Source organism: Streptomyces sp. NPDC058619, assembly GCF_042717785.1.
Classification (GTDB): Bacteria; Actinomycetota; Actinomycetes; order Streptomycetales; family Streptomycetaceae; genus Streptomyces.
In genome coordinates, this window is record NZ_JBHXQN010000009.1 from 61,448 (window position 1) to 75,809 (window position 14,362).

The 14,362-nt window shown below is 73.3% G+C and carries 15 protein-coding genes; 7 read left to right on the forward strand and 8 right to left on the reverse strand.

Annotated elements, in window-relative coordinates; all coding sequences use genetic code 11:
* The first annotated feature begins 3 nt into the window (after positions 1-3).
* The 4 genes from ACFWTC_RS11820 (at position 4) to pssA (ending at position 3,412) form a co-directional block, all read left to right on the forward strand.
* Positions 4-516 carry a MaoC family dehydratase gene (locus ACFWTC_RS11820; RefSeq protein ID WP_267720681.1) on the forward strand — a complete coding sequence of 171 codons (513 nt, stop codon included), beginning with the start codon at positions 4-6 and terminating at the stop codon, positions 514-516.
* A gap of 2 nt (positions 517-518) precedes the next feature.
* On the forward strand, positions 519-1,724 hold the full coding sequence (locus ACFWTC_RS11825; protein WP_383932192.1) for an acyl-CoA dehydrogenase family protein: 1,206 nt from the start codon (positions 519-521) through the stop codon (positions 1,722-1,724).
* 187 nt (positions 1,725-1,911) lie between these two features.
* The gene (locus ACFWTC_RS11830) at positions 1,912-2,568 is read left to right on the forward strand and encodes a phosphatidylserine decarboxylase (protein ID WP_383932193.1); all 657 of its coding nucleotides are present in this window, start codon (positions 1,912-1,914) and stop codon (positions 2,566-2,568) included.
* On the forward strand, positions 2,555-3,412 hold the full coding sequence (gene pssA, locus ACFWTC_RS11835; protein ID WP_383932195.1) for a CDP-diacylglycerol--serine O-phosphatidyltransferase: 858 nt from the start codon (positions 2,555-2,557) through the stop codon (positions 3,410-3,412). The genes ACFWTC_RS11830 and pssA overlap by 14 nt, the downstream gene beginning before the upstream one ends.
* Before the next feature lie 334 nt (positions 3,413-3,746).
* Here pssA and ACFWTC_RS11840 read toward each other — a convergent pair whose 3' ends face one another.
* From ACFWTC_RS11840 to ACFWTC_RS11860, 5 genes are all read right to left on the reverse strand, one after another.
* Positions 3,747-5,036 carry an ABC transporter substrate-binding protein gene (locus tag ACFWTC_RS11840; protein ID WP_383932129.1) on the reverse strand — a complete coding sequence of 430 codons (1,290 nt, stop codon included), beginning with the start codon at positions 5,034-5,036 and terminating at the stop codon, positions 3,747-3,749.
* Positions 5,033-6,073 carry a branched-chain amino acid ABC transporter permease gene (locus tag ACFWTC_RS11845; RefSeq protein WP_383932131.1) on the reverse strand — a complete coding sequence of 347 codons (1,041 nt, stop codon included), beginning with the start codon at positions 6,071-6,073 and terminating at the stop codon, positions 5,033-5,035. The genes ACFWTC_RS11840 and ACFWTC_RS11845 overlap by 4 nt, the downstream gene beginning before the upstream one ends.
* A gap of 214 nt (positions 6,074-6,287) precedes the next feature.
* Complete coding sequence (locus ACFWTC_RS11850) at positions 6,288-7,178, reverse strand: branched-chain amino acid ABC transporter permease (RefSeq protein WP_383932127.1); 891 nt, start codon at positions 7,176-7,178, stop codon at positions 6,288-6,290.
* A complete protein-coding gene (locus ACFWTC_RS11855) occupies positions 7,175-7,990 on the reverse strand; it encodes an ABC transporter ATP-binding protein (protein WP_384027948.1) in 816 nt (271 codons plus the stop codon). Before ACFWTC_RS11855 ends, ACFWTC_RS11850 begins: the two co-directional genes overlap by 4 nt.
* Positions 7,978-8,766, reverse strand: coding sequence for an ABC transporter ATP-binding protein (locus tag ACFWTC_RS11860; protein WP_383932124.1), 789 nt, complete (start codon positions 8,764-8,766; stop codon positions 7,978-7,980). Before ACFWTC_RS11860 ends, ACFWTC_RS11855 begins: the two co-directional genes overlap by 13 nt.
* Positions 8,767-8,950: 184 nt before the next feature.
* Between ACFWTC_RS11860 and ACFWTC_RS11865 the strand changes: the two genes are divergently transcribed.
* The 3 genes from ACFWTC_RS11865 (at position 8,951) to ACFWTC_RS11875 (ending at position 12,384) form a co-directional block, all read left to right on the forward strand.
* Positions 8,951-10,162, forward strand: coding sequence for a PucR family transcriptional regulator (locus ACFWTC_RS11865; protein ID WP_384027947.1), 1,212 nt, complete (start codon positions 8,951-8,953; stop codon positions 10,160-10,162).
* 216 nt (positions 10,163-10,378) lie between these two features.
* Positions 10,379-11,863, forward strand: a complete 1,485-nt coding sequence (locus ACFWTC_RS11870) for an AlkA N-terminal domain-containing protein (protein ID WP_383932120.1) — start codon at positions 10,379-10,381, stop codon at positions 11,861-11,863.
* Positions 11,864-11,877: 14 nt separating this feature from the next.
* Positions 11,878-12,384, forward strand: coding sequence for a methylated-DNA--[protein]-cysteine S-methyltransferase (locus ACFWTC_RS11875; RefSeq protein WP_383932118.1), 507 nt, complete (start codon positions 11,878-11,880; stop codon positions 12,382-12,384).
* Positions 12,385-12,404: 20 nt separating this feature from the next.
* Here ACFWTC_RS11875 and ACFWTC_RS11880 read toward each other — a convergent pair whose 3' ends face one another.
* The 3 genes from ACFWTC_RS11880 to ACFWTC_RS11890 form a co-directional block, all read right to left on the reverse strand.
* A complete protein-coding gene (locus tag ACFWTC_RS11880) occupies positions 12,405-12,779 on the reverse strand; it encodes a VOC family protein (protein ID WP_383932116.1) in 375 nt (124 codons plus the stop codon).
* 53 nt (positions 12,780-12,832) lie between these two features.
* Complete coding sequence (locus tag ACFWTC_RS11885) at positions 12,833-13,261, reverse strand: hypothetical protein (protein WP_383932114.1); 429 nt, start codon at positions 13,259-13,261, stop codon at positions 12,833-12,835.
* Between the two features lie 154 nt (positions 13,262-13,415).
* On the reverse strand, positions 13,416-13,916 hold the full coding sequence (locus ACFWTC_RS11890) for an NUDIX domain-containing protein (RefSeq protein ID WP_383932112.1): 501 nt from the start codon (positions 13,914-13,916) through the stop codon (positions 13,416-13,418).
* Positions 13,917-14,362: the final 446 nt, after the last annotated feature.

A 14,362-nucleotide genomic window follows, 5' to 3' on the forward strand; every position in this document is an offset into this window, starting at 1 on the left:
ACCATGCAGTTCGGACGCACGTACGAAGAGTTCGAGGTCGGGGCGGTCTACAAGCACTGGCCCGGAAAGACCGTCACCGAGTACGACGACCACCTCTTCTGTCTGCTGACCATGAACCACCACCCGCTCCACATGGACAGCAACTACGCGGAGAACACCACCGACTTCGGCAAGAACGTGGTCGTGGGCAACTACATCTACTCGCTGCTGCTGGGCATGTCCGTCCCGGACGTCTCCGGCAAGGCCATCGCCAACCTGGAGATCGAGTCGCTGCGCCACGTGGCGCCGACCTTCCACGGCGACACGCTCTACGGCGAGACCACGGTCCTCGACAAGACCCCGTCGAAGTCGAAGAACGACCGGGGCATCGTGTACGTGGAGACCAAGGGCTACAAGCAGGACGGCACCCTCGTCTGCGTCTTCCGGCGCAAGGTGATGGTCCCGACCGAGACGTACATCAAGGAGCGCGGCGGCGAGCAGCCCGGCCGCCCCACGCTGAAGGAACAGGTGAAGTAGCCATGGCCCGACTCGCCCAGACCGCCGGGCTCACGGACGTCCAGCGGGAGATCCTGAAGACCGTCCGGGAGTTCGTCGACAAGGAGATCATCCCGGTCGCCACCCAGCTGGAGCACCGCGACGAGTACCCGCAGGACATCGTCGACGGGCTCAAGGAGCTCGGTCTGTTCGGCCTGATGATCCCGGAGGAGTACGGCGGCCTGGGTGAGTCGCTCCTCACGTACGCGCTGTGCGTCGAGGAGATCGCGCGGGGCTGGATGTCCGTCTCGGGCATCATCAACACGCACTTCATCGTGGCGTACATGCTCAAGCAGCACGGCACGCAGGAGCAGAAGGACCACTTCCTCCCGCGGATGGCGCTCGGCGAGGTGCGCGGCGCGTTCTCGATGTCCGAGCCGGCGCTGGGCTCCGACGTGTCGGCCATCACGTCGAAGGCGGTGAAGGACGGCGACGAGTACGTCCTGAACGGTCAGAAGATGTGGCTGACGAACGGCGGCACGTCCACCCTGGTGGCCGTTCTCGTCCGCAGTGACGAAGGACACGCCGAGGGCACGCCCCCGCACAAGTCGATGACGACGTTCCTCGTCGAGAAGGAGCCGGGATTCGGTGAGGTCCGTCCGGGCCTGACGATCCCGGGCAAGATCGACAAGATGGGCTACAAGGGCGTCGACACGACCGAGCTCATCATGGACGGACTGCGCATTCCGGCCAATCGGGTCCTCGGAGGCCAGACCGGCCGAGGGTTTTACCAAATGATGGACGGGGTCGAGGTCGGCCGCGTGAACGTGGCGGCGCGTGGCTGCGGCGTCGCTCAGCGTGCTTTCGAGCTGGGTGTCTCGTATGCCCAGCAGCGTCACACTTTCGGCAAGGCGATCGCCGAGCACCAGGCCATCCAGTTCAAGCTGGCCGAGATGGCCACCAAGGTCGAAGCCGCCCATGCGATGATGGTCAATGCAGCACGCAAAAAGGACTCCGGGGAACGAAACGACCTCGAAGCAGGGATGGCGAAGTACCTCGCCTCCGAGTACTGCAAGGAGGTGGTGGAGGACGCCTTCCGTATCCACGGTGGCTACGGCTTCTCGAAGGAGTACGAGATCGAGCGCCTCTACCGGGAGGCTCCGATGCTGCTGATCGGTGAAGGTACCGCCGAGATCCAGAAAATGATCATCGGGCGACGCCTGCTTGAGGAGTACCGACTCCAGGGCTGAAAGTCACCTTTTGCGGCGAATCGTCCACAGGTTCGACGCGAAGGAGTCACTGCCAGTCACTGGCCGACGGCCATCGACTCGGCTTCTGGCTTGCCCAGTTGTTGCGTGCAACCGATAGCATTCCAGTAAAGCCGCCGTCCCGTCCCCCTGTTTGCGGCGCGGCAATCACCCGCTACGAAGGTCATCCATGCCCCACAGCCAAACCTCTGCACCTCGCGACAGCCTCCTTGGCGTACGCCTCGCGCGCGGAGCATCGCCGTGGCTTCTGCCGACCGTCGCCACCGCGGCGCTCAGCCTCACCCGGGCTCGCAAGTCCGGGCGCTGGGCCGCGGCGGCCGTGCCCGCCACCGCGCTCGCGGCGGGCATGCTGTGGTTCTTCCGCGACCCCGAGCGTGAGATCGCCCAGGGCCGCGTCATCTCGCCCGCCGACGGTGTGGTGCAGAGCATCATGCCGTGGAAGGACGGGCGCACCCGCGTCGCGATCTTCATGAGCCCGCTGAACGTCCACGTCAACCGGGCGCCCCTCTCGGGCACGGTGACGTCCGTGGAGCACGTCCCCGGCGGATTCGTTCCGGCGTTCAACAAGGAGAGCGAGAACAACGAGCGGGTCGTCTGGCACTTCGACACCGAGCTCGGCGACATCGAGATGGTGCAGATCGCCGGCGCCGTCGCCCGTCGCATCGTGCCCTACCTCCCGGCCGGTACCAAGGTGGAGCAGGGCGAACGCATCGGTCTGATCCGCTTCGGGTCCCGAGTCGACATCTACCTCCCCGAGGGCGTCGAGGTCGCGGTCGAGGTCGGTCAGGCCACCACCGCGGGGGTGACCCGAATTGACCGTGACTGACCCGGAGACTCCCTCCGCCGGCTGGGTGCCGGAGTCCGCCGAGGAGGAGTCCGCCGAAGTCGACATGCCGCTCTCGCTGCGGTTGTCGATAGCGGACACCCTCACCCTCGGCAACGCGACGTGCGGATTCATGGCGGTGTACTTCACCACCACCGGAATCCTCATCCCGCACCTGACCGGCAGCAACGAGTCGGGCATGGCCCGTCACAGCGCCGCGACGGCAGTGATACTGATGCTGCTCGCCGCGGTCTTCGACCTCTTCGACGGCATCGTGGCCCGCAAGCTGCGCAGCTCGCCGATGGGCGCCGAGCTGGACAACCTGTCCGACCTGATCAGCTTCGGCCTGGCCCCCGCGTACTTCGTGCTCGTCTACGGCATGGTCGCCGACGACGCGCACCAGAAGATGTCGGCGCTGGCCGCGATCGTGGTGCTGCTGGCCGTGGTGCTCAGGCTCGCGAGATTCAGCTGCGTGACGCTGAAGGACGGCATGTTCCAGGGCATGCCGAGCCCCTTCGGCGCGCTCACGGTCGTCTCGATCGTGCTGCTGGAGCTGCCGTTCGTCCCGACCCTGCTGGCGATCATCGGGGTGGCCTGGCTGATGGTGAGCCGGGTCGAGTACCCCAAGCCGCGGGGCGTCCTCGCGGTGGCGATGCTGAGCTGGATCGTCGGGGCGATGGGCCTGCTGGCGGCCTGGGCGTTCGACGCGCCGGGCGGCCAGCTGCTGCTGCAGACGGGCTGCGCCCTGCAGATCGCGCTGGCGGCGACCATCCCGCTGTTCGCGACGACCCGGAGGGCCAACACCTTCCGGCACAACCGGCGCGAGGCGCGGGCCACCCAGCCGTGACGCCGCGCCCGGCTTGACGTAGGAGAGGGCCCCGGATGCCGTACGGCATCCGGGGCCCTCTCGTCGTACGGGGTGCCCACGCGGCGTACGCGGCGTGGGCACCCCGGCCCGCGTGCGGGGCCCGGGGCCGGAGGCCGCCCGCAGGCGCCCCGGCCCCCTCCCGGTGCCCGAAGGGCCACGGCGGGCCGGGGAGGGCGCGCAGGGGGCCGCCGGAGGCCGGGAAGGGGCCTGACGGGGTCCGCGGCCGCGGCTTCGGACGGCCGGGGACGCCGCGCGCTCGCGGCAGGCTGCCCTTGGGGGGTGCCTGCCGCGAGCGGGGTACGGGGTACGGGGGTCAGCCCGCCGGGGTGAACTTCTCCGCCGCGGGGGCGACCCCGGCGGGCTTGACCACCTTCAGGCCGCCCGGCGTCTTCGCGTCCGGCTTCATGATCACGCTCTGCCGGGTCGAGGCGGCCTTCGGGTCGGAGAAGTCGTGCGTGATCCCGAAGCCGCCGTCGTAGGACTTCAGGGTCAGCAGCGCCTTGCCGACCCCTTCGCGGGTGAGGTCCTTGTCGGCACAGGCCTTCTTCAGCGCCTCCCCGTAGACCCCGGCCGCCGAATACCCCGCCACCACGCCGTTGTCCAGGGCCGCACCCGGGTACTCCGCCGTGTAGGCCGCGGCGAGGGCCGCCGGGCCCGGCTCGGTGGAGCCGATCGGGAGCGTGGAGGCGGCGACGTAGTAGTCCTTCTGCAGGGCGGCGCCCGCCGGGGTGGCGAGCAGCTGGGGCGAGAACGCGGAGTTGTTGCCGACCACCGGGACGTTCCAGCCGCCGGCCGCGGCGACCCCGACGAGCGAGGCCGCCTGCCGGGGCCCCGCGCTGACCACGACGGCCTTGACCCCGGCCTGCTTGAGGGCCGCGACCTGGGCGGACATGTCGTTGTCGGTGGGCTTGATCTTCTGCTCCACGACGGTCAGCCCGGCCTCCGCGGCCGCGTGCTTGGCCCCCGCCAGGGCGTTCTCGCCGTAGTCCCCCTCGAAGTAGACCTGCCCGATCTTGTCGCCGGAGGCGATCCGCTTCTGTTCGAGGAGGTAGCCGACGAGGTTGACCGTCTCGATGTCGTACGTGGCGCCGACCGTGCGGACGTACGGGCTGCCCAGCAGCGACGCGGACCAGGCCTGGGGGATGACCAGGCCCTTGTCCTGGCCGTCCACGCGGTCCTCGACGGCGGCGACGAACGGGGACCCGATGAACTGGGCGAAGCCGAGCACCTCGGGCTCCAGCTCCGTGTAGCCGGCGAGGGCCTTCTGCGGGTCGTAGCCGTGGTCGCGGACCGTCAGCTCCAGCTGCCGGCCGCAGATGCCGCCGGAGGCGTTGGCCTGCTTGATCCACAGTTGCTGGGCCTGGGTGACGCTCTTGCCGAGGGAGGCGTAGACGCCGGTCATGTCGGTGAGGGCGCCGAGCCGGATCGCGGTCGCGGAGACGCCCTTGCCGGTCTTCAGGCCGTCCTCTCCCTGCTTGTCGCCGGCGCCGCCGCCCGCCTTTCCGCTGCATCCGGCGGCGCCGGTGAGGACGAGGGCGGCCGCGAGGGCCGCCGTACCGAGTCGCGCGCGCTGGCGGGGACGGACCGTACGGACTCTGTTCACGCTGGCTCCTTCGGGGGGCGTGCGGGCTGGGAGGGACGGATGCGGGCCAGGCCGCCGGGGAGGAACAGGACCACCGCGACGACGGCCGCGCCGTACAGGTAGCGGGACGCCTCGCCCGGGGAGACGCCGCCGCTGCCGGGGGCGGAGACCAGGGGGAGGGCGTCGCTGTACCGGGTGAGCAGCTGGGGCAGCAGGGAGACGAAGACCGCGCCGACGACGGCGCCGGCGACCGTGCCGAGCCCGCCGATCACGATCATGGCGAGGTATTCGAGGGACAGGACCATGCCGAAGTAGTCGGGCACCGTCCGCTGGAAGACGAGGGCGAGCAGGACCCCGGCGAGGCCGGCGTACATGGAGGACAGGACGAACACGGCGGCGCGGTAGCGGGCCACGGGCACGCCCATCACCCCGGCGGCGATGTTGTGGTCGCGGATGGCGTTCAGGGCCCGCCCGGGGCGCCCGCGCAGGACGCCGCGGGCGAACAGGGCGCAGGCGAGGAGGGCGGCCAGGGCCACGTACCAGAGTTTCTCGGCGGACTGGAACGGGACGGCCGCGATCACGGTCTCGGTGTCGTCGAAGGTGATCCCGAGGAGGGACAGGGGCTCGACGGGGCGGCCGTTGAAGCCGCCGGTGAGGGCGGTGGCGTTGAACAGCACGTGCTGGCCGATGAAGATCAGCGCGAGGGTGGCGATGCCGAGGTAGGCGCCGCGCAGGCGGCCGGCGATGGGGCTGAAGAGGCCCCCGGCGGCGCCCGCGAGGGCGACGGCGAGGACGGCGGCGAGCCAGCTCGGCAGGCCCAGCCCGACCAGCTGGTGGCCGCCGGAGCGGCCGCCCTCCCCGGCCAGGACGCAGTAGCCGTACGCGCCGACGGCCAGGAAGAAGGCGTGGCCCATCGACAGCTGCCCGGTGGATCCGGTGAGCAGGTTGAGGCCGATGGCGCCGATGCCGGCGGCGATGGCGAACAGGCCGGCCTGGAGCCAGAAGCGGTCCAGGTAGAACGGCAGGGCCAGCAGCACGGCTCCCCCCGCGGCCCACAGGGCGTACCGGAGGCGGTACCGCGCTGCCGGGGGCCGGAGCCCGCGGACGGCCGTGCGGCTCCCCCCGCCGTCGGGCTGCGCGGGGACCCGGCCGGAGGTTGTGGTGTGCCCGGCGGGCGCCCCGGGGCCCGGCGCGGTGGCGGGCGTCGTGGGGGCCGTGGGGCCGGCCGGGCCGGTGGGGGCGTCCTGCGGGCCGGGTACCGCGGTCTCGTGCTCAGACACGGGCGGGCTCCTTCGTTCCGAAGAGGCCCGCCGGGCGCAGGAGCAGGACCGCGACCATGACCAGGTACGGGGCGAGGTCCCCGATCCCGCGGCCGAGGAAGGCGAGCTCGCTCTGGTAGCCGGTCGCCATGGCCTCGGTGACGCCGACGATCAGGCCTCCCGCGAGGGCCCCGGTGGTGGAGTCCAGGCCGCCGAGGATGGCGGCGGGGAAGGCCTTGAGGGCGGCCAGCGAGGTGGCCCGTTCCAGGCCGGGGGTGGGGAAGACGGTGAGGAAGAGCGCGGCGACTGCGGCCAGGGACCCGGCGACCGCCCACGCGGCCAGCGAGACCCGGCCCAGCCGCACGCCCATGAGGGCGGCGGTCTCCGGCTTCTCGGCGGCGGCCCGCATGGCGACTCCCCAGGCGGTGTACCGGAAGACCAGCAGGAACGCGCCGATCAGCAGGGTGGCGGAGACGAAGGCGGCGATCCGGGTCTGCGGGAGGGTGACCGGGCCGAGGTGGACGACGGCGTCGCCCCACGGGTCGCCGAGCGCGAGGACGTCCGTACCGATGCGGCGGGTCAGGTCGGTGGTGATCAGGATGTCCACGCCGATGGTGACGATGGCGAGGACGCTCTGGTCCTGACCCCGGTAGCGGCGCATCACGAGGAACTCCACCGCGGCGCCGACCGCGGCGGCCGAGGCGATGCCGACGGCGAGGGCGGGCCAGAAGCCGATGTCGTCGTGGAGGACGGCGGTCACGTACCCGCCGGCGAGGAGGAGGGAGGCGTGGGCGAAGTTAACGACCTCGGTGGCCTTGAAGATGACGACGAAGCCGAGGGCGATCAGTGCGTACACGGAGCCCATGGACAGGCCGCCGAGCAGCAGTTCCAGGAAGGTGGTCACGCGGCCGGTTCCTCCTCGCCCAGGTAGGCGCGCACGACCGCGGGGTCGCTCTGCACCTGGGCGGGGGTCCCGCCGCCGATCCGTTTTCCGAAGTCGAGTACGGTCACCGCGTCCGCGAGCCGCATCACCACCCCCATGTCGTGTTCGACCAGCACGATCGATATGCCGAGGCCGTCCCGGACGCCCGCGACGACGGCGGCGGTGCGCTGCCGCTCGTCGGCGGTCATCCCGGCGACCGGTTCGTCCAGGAGCAGCAGCCGGGGCTCCATGCACAGGGCCCGGGCCAGCTCCACGAGTTTCTGTTTGCCGTACGGGAGGGAGCCCGCGGGGGCGGCCAGGTCGGCTTCCAGGCCGACGAAGGCGGCGATCTCGCGGACCCGTTCGCGGTGGCGCCGGTCCTCGCGGACAGCGGACGGCAGCCGCAGGCCGGCGGCGAGGAAGCCGGACCGCATCAGCCGGTGGCGGCCGAGGAGCAGGCTGTCGGCGACCGTGGTGTGCGGGGGCAGGGCCAGGTTCTGGAAGGTGCGGGCGACGCCGAGGGCGGCGACCGCGTGCGGGGCGAGGCCGGTGAGTTCGGCGTCCCCGAAGCGGACGCTGCCGGAGGCGGCCCGGTAGACCCCGGAGAGCACGTTGAAGCAGGTGGACTTGCCGGCGCCGTTGGGGCCGATGACGGCGTGGACGCTGCCCGGCTGGACGGTGAACGAGACCGCGTCGAGGGCGGTCAGGCCGGCGAAGCGGACGGTGACGTCGCTGACGGTGAGCGGCGGGGGCCCGGCCGCGTGCGGCGCCGCGGACGCGTTCACGCGGACCACCTCGCCAGCGGGCGGGTCGCCCGCGGCGGCGGGGCGGCCTCGTCCGTGATGCCGAGGTAGCGGCGGCGGACCTCGTCGGAGGCGGCGAGTTCGGCCGCCGGGCCGGACAGGGTGACCTCGCCGACCTCCAGGACGTACGCGTGGGAGGCGAGCCGCAGCGCGAGGGCCGCGTTCTGCTCCACCAGGAGCACCGAGGTGCCCGAGGCGTTGATCTCGGTGATCGTCTCGGCGATGGTGGCCGCCATCTTCGGCGCGAGCCCCAGCGAGGGCTCGTCGAGGAGCAGCAGCCGGGGCCGGGCCATCAGCGCCCGGCCCAGCGCGAGCATCTGCTGCTCGCCGCCGGAGAGCAGACCGGCGCGCTGCCGGGACCGGCCGGCGAGGACCGGGAACAGCTCGTGGACGCGGGCCAGCGAGCGGGCGGTGTCGGCGCGGGAGCCGGCCCGGGAGCCGAGGGCTCCGGCCCGGAGGTTGTCCGCGACGGTCATCCGGGCGAACACCTGCCGCCCCTCGGGGACCTGCACCACCCCGGCGGCCACCGCGCGGGCCGGGGAGATCCCGTCCAGCGGCCTGCCGTCGAAGCTGATGCTCCCGCCGGTCGCGGCGCCCCGGTGGAAGGCGAGCGTCCGGGACACCGCCCGGAGCAGGGTCGTCTTTCCCGCGCCGTTCCCGCCGAGTACGACGACCACGGCGCCCTCGGGTACGTCGAGCGACACGTCGCGCAGCGCCCGTACCGGCCCGTAGCCGACGGACAGTGCGCGCACCTGGAGCGAAGCCACATGCCCTCCGTTTCTTTGACGTTGTGCTGGCGCACAGACCAGCACCGGGCGGGGCGGGCGTCCACGGCCGGAAGCGCAATCGCTGCGGATGACCAGCCGGGGGCGGGGTGCCGTTGTGCAGTGGCACAGACCTGCCGACGCGGCCCCTTACGGCGGCGGTCGGAGGGTGGCATCCTCGGCGGCCATGGGCGGACGCAGGGCGCGCACGGAAGCGGAATGGTCAGTGCTGCTGACGGCGGCCGAGGTGCTGCTGGAGCGCGTTCCCGCGCTGACGGAGCGGCTGATCGGCGATCTGGCGAAGCACTCGCCGCTGTTCGACCTGGTGGTGCCGCGGGACGAGCACTGGCAGCAGGTGTCCGACGCGATGCGGTACGGCATCGAGGCGTTCGCCGCGCGCCGCTGCGACGCGCGCAAGGACCTGGCGTACGCGCAGGAGCTGGGGCGCAGGCGCGCAGAACAGGGCCTGCCGCTCGACCTGTTGCTGTACGCGTACCGGCGGGCGGGCCGCCTGACCTGGGAGGCCCTGCTGGACATCGTCACGGAGGACGAGCCCGACGCCCTGCCGGTGCTGGCGCGGACGGCGGGCGCGATGTGGGCCGGGATCGAGCAGCAGGCCGCGGCCACGGCGGAGGCCTACCGGGCGGGCGAGCTGGAGCTGCGGCGGCGCTGCGACGAGCGGGTGCAGGCGCTGCTGGACGCACTGCTGGAGGGGAACGCGGCGCCGGGTCTCGCGGCGCGGGCGGCGGCGGGCCTGGACCTCCCCGAGCAGGGGCGGTACGCGGTCGTCGTGCTCCCGGTGGACCGGCGGGACTCGGTGCACCGGGTGGTGTCGGCGGGCGGGATGCGGATGTTCTGGCGGATGCGGGCGGAGCAGGAGCTGGCGGTGGTGTCCCTGGGGGACTCCTCGCTCGACGAGCTGGCCGACGAGCTCGCCGGCCGGTGTCCGGGCCCGGGCGGGATCAGCCCGGTGGTGGACGGCCTGGCCGAACTGGGCCGGGCGCGGCGGCTGGCGGAGACGGCGCTGGGCACGTGCGCGCCGGACGACCGGACGCTGGTGTGCCTCGCGGACCGGCTGCCGGCCGCCCTGGTGGTGCGCCAGCCCGAGCTCGCGGGGGAACTGGTCCGGGCGGTGCTGGGCCCGCTCCTGGAGCTGGACCCGGCGGACCGGGCGGTGCTGCTGGAGACGCTGGACGCCTGGCTCGCGGCCGAGGGCTCGGCGGGGCGGGCGGCGACCCGGCTGTACTGCCACCGCAACACGGTCTTCAACCGGCTGCGCCGGCTGGAGCACCTCACCTCCCGCTCCCTGTCGCGGCCGCACGACCTGATCGCCCTGACGCTGGCCCGGGACGCCCACCGCCTGGCGGCGGCCCCGGCCCCGGCCCCGGCGGGCGGCTGACCGGCCCCGGACGGGCCCCGGGTCGGCCGGGGGGCCTGGTCGGCGTCGGAGGATGCGGGCCGGCCGGGGCCGGGTCTTGGTCGGCCGGAGCGGGTCTTGGTCGGCCGGGGCCGGCTCCGGACGGTTCACGGACGGGCTCGGCGCCGCTCCGGGCGGCGTAGTCTTGATGTCGGAAAACCGCCAGCCGACCTCTCCCCGCGCGGGGATCCTGGACCCATGCACACCGACATCGAGCGCTGCGTCAGAGCCGTGCAGTCGAAGGACGCCCGCTTCGACGGCTGGTTCTTCACCGCCGTCCTGACCACCCGGATCTACTGCCGTCCGAGCTGCCCGGCCGTGCCGCCCAAGGTCGGGAACATGACCTTCCTGCCCAGCGCCGCCGCCTGCCAGCAGGCCGGGTTCCGGGCCTGCAAGCGCTGCCGCCCCGACTCCAGCCCCGGCTCGCCCGAGTGGAACGCCCGCGCCGACGCCGTGGCCCGGGCGATGCGGCTGATCCAGGACGGGGTCGTCGACCGCGAGGGCGTGCCCGGTCTCGCCACCCGCCTCGGCTACTCGACCCGCCAGGTGGAGCGGCAGCTGAACGCCGAGCTCGGCGCGGGCCCGCTGGCCCTGGCCCGGGCACAGCGCGCGCAGACCGCCCGCCTGCTCATCGAGACCTCCGAACTCCCCATGGCCGACGTGGCCTTCGCCTCCGGGTTCTCCTCGATCCGCACCTTCAACGACACCGTGCGCGAGGTCTTCGCCCTCTCCCCCAGCGACCTGCGGGACCGTGCGGCGAAGGCGAGCCGCCGGCCCGACACGCAGCCCCGCGTCCCCGGGACGATCAGCCTGCGGCTGCCGTTCCGGGCGCCGCTGAACCCCGGCAACCTGTTCGGGCACCTCGCCGCGACCGCCGTCCCCGGGGTCGAGGAGTGGCGCGACGGGGCGTACCGGCGCACGCTGCGCCTGCCGTACGGCACCGGCGTGGTGGCCTTGTCCCCGCGGCCCGACCACATCGCCTGCCGGCTGGCCCTGACCGACCTGCGCGACCTCACCATCGCGATCAGCCGCTGCCGCTGGATGCTCGACCTGGACGCCGACCCGGAGGCGGTGGACGAGCAGTTGCGGTCCGATCCGCTGCTGGCCCCGCTGGTGGACAAGGCGCCCGGGCGCCGGGTGCCCCGTACGGTCGACGCGGCGGAGTTCGCCGTACGGGCCGTGCTGGGGCAACAGGTGTCCACGGCGGCGGCCCGCACGCACGCGGCCCGGCTCGTCACCGCGCACGGCGAGCGCGTCGAGGACCCGCACGGCGGGCTGACCCGGCTCTTCCCGTCCCCGGAGGCGCTGGCCGGACTGGACCCGGAGGCGCTGGCCCTGCCGCGCAGCCGGCGCGCCACGCTCACCACCCTGGTCTCGGCGCTGGCCGACGGCTCGCTGCCGCTCGGCATCGACAGCGACTGGGACGCGGCCCGCGCCCGGCTCTCGGCGCTGCCGGGCTTCGGGCCGTGGACCACCGAGGTGATCGCGATGCGGGCGCTCGGCGACCCGGACGCGTTCCTTCCGTCCGACCTCGGCGTCCGGCGGGCCGCGCAGGACCTCGGGCTGCCGTCCACCCCGGCGGCGCTGACCGCCCGGGCGGCGGGCTGGCGGCCCTGGCGCGCGTACGCCGTGCAGTACCTGTGGGCCACCGGCGACCACCCCGTCAACCACCTCCCCGCCTGAAAGGCACGTACGACATGAACCCCAGCAGCAAGCAGCACAGCGTCGTCGAGAGCCCGTACGGACCGCTCACCCTGGTCGCGACGGACGGGGTCCTCAGCGGCCTGTACATGACCGGGCAGCGGCACCGGCCGGCGGAGGAGTCCTTCGGCGAGCGGGTCGCCGCCACCGAGGAGCCCTTCCCCGAGGTGGTGCGGCAGTTGGCCGCGTACTTCGCCGGCGAGCGCACCGCGTTCGACCTGCCGCTCCGGCTGGAGGGCACCGACTTCCAGCGCAGCGTGTGGGACCAGCTCGTCCGCATCCCGTACGGCGAGACCTGGTCGTACGGGCGGCTGGCGGACGAGCTCGGCAAGCCGAACGCCTCCCGCGCGGTCGGGCTGGCCAACGGCAAGAACCCGATCGGGATCATCGTCCCGTGCCACCGGGTGATCGGGGCCTCGGGCGGCATGACGGGGTACGGCGGCGGGCTGGAGCGCAAGGTCCGGCTGCTGGACTTCGAGTCGGGGGCGGGCCGGCTGGTCTAGGCGGGCCTCCCGGGGACGCGTCAGGCGGGTCGGATCCGGGTGCGCAGGAGGCAGAACGCGTTGCCCTCCGGGTCGGCCAGGACGTGCCAGCTCTCGGCGCCGCTCTGGCCGACGTCGGCGGGCCGGGCGCCGAGGGCGAGCAGCCGTTCCAGCTCGGCGTCCTGGTCGCGGTCGGTGGCGCTGACGTCGATGTGCAGCGGGAGCTTCCCGGTCCGGGGGGCGCTGCTGGGGCTGAGGACGAGGGTGGGCTGCGGGCCGCCGCCGGGCGGGCCGATCTCGATGCTCCCGTCGTCCTCGCGGCCGAGTTCCACGTAGCCGAGGACTTCGCTCCAGAACGTGGCGAGCCGCTCGGGGTCGGCGGCGTCGAGGACCAGCTCACTGATGCGGCATGCCATGCCCGTCAGTCTACGGAGGGGCCGGCTCTGCGGCAGGGGCCGGCCGGCGCCGCTCAGACGACGGCGAGCGGGACCAGCAGGGCGAAGGCGGCGCCCGCCTCGACGGCGTACGCGTAGAGCGAGGGGTGCTGGACGGGGGCGGCGAGCAGGACCACGCTCTGCTGGGCGGCGGCCGCCTCGACCCAGTCGGGCTCGGCGCCGAGTCCGCCCTCGTACCAGCCCTCGCAGGAGCCCGGTCCGGTGACGGCGAGGAAGTCGTCCTCGCGGCGGTAGAAGGCCTGCCAGCCGGCGGCGGGGACGGACCAGCCCTCGAAGTCGGTGAACTGGGCCCAGCCGCCGTCGCGTATCGCGGAGTCGAACAGCCAGACGGGTGTCCCCTCGGGCGTGACCTCGCCGCCGGCCTGCTCGTCGGTCGTGAAGTGGACCATGGGGAGGGCGCCCGGGCCGTCGGCGGTGCTGGGCCAGGCGTACATCGTGATCATGTGCTGAATCGTGTCCTGGTCGAAGGGGGCGCGGTGTCACCGGGCGGGCTCCGGATGACGATGACGGATGACGATGACGGCTGACGGGCTCCGGGGTGGCGGGCTCCGGGCGGCGGGGCCCCGGGGTGGCGGGCTCCGGGGTGGCGCGGGCGTCCTAGCCGGCGGCCGGCGGGCGGCCGTTCTCCAGTTCCGCGGCGCCCTCGCCGCACTGCAGGACCCGGTAGGCCTCCACGGTGCGCAGGCCGAGCGATCCGGGCAGGTACGCGGTCAGTTCGGCGGGCTCGACGAGCCGCCAGGAGAGCAGTTCCTCCTCCTGGAGCGTGACGGAGGCGAGCTGCTGCGCGTCCAGCACCCCGCCGTCGTAGAGGTACGCGACGATCGGCGGGCGGGCCGCGCCGAGGGTCCAGTCCACCGCGAGCAGCCGGCCCAGCGGCACGTCGATGCCGATCTCCTCGGCGCTCTCGCGGCGGGCGGCCGTCCGCGGCGACTCGCCCAGGTCGGACTCGATGGTGCCACCCGGAAGGGCCCAGCCCGCGCGGTAGTTGGGCTCGACGAGCAGCACCCGGCCCTCCGCGTCGCGGTAGAGGGCGGCGGCTGCGGCCAGCACCCGGGGCAGGCTCGCGATGTAGGTGGCGTAGTCATCCGTGGTGGTCACGACGCCACCCTACCCAGGCACCCCGGGCGGGCGGAGGCCCCCTCCCGAAGGCCGCCATTGCGGATCAATCGGTCGCCGTCCGGAGGCGGGGCGGCACCGCGCCGACAGCCCGACCAGCGGGCCGGCCCGCTGGTCGGGCACGTCCGTACTCCCGCACGTTCACGCGGCCGGGGACCCGGCGCCCCCGCCGTCCTCGCGGTCGCGGCCCCTGGACTCCGCGCCCCGCGCCCGTGCGGGGCGCGGTGTCGGGCCGGTCCCGCGCCGGGGTCCGGCGCGGAGTTCCCTGCCCGGGCCGTCCGGACGGGACTGTTCCGGCGATTCCGCACTCATGCGGCCCCACTATGAGGTGGTACATACCCCTTTGGGGCGATGGGGCGCCGGGTGTGGCCCAGGACACCCATGGGCATAGGAGGATCCTCCGGTTAGGCTCATGGCGGCGCGACTGC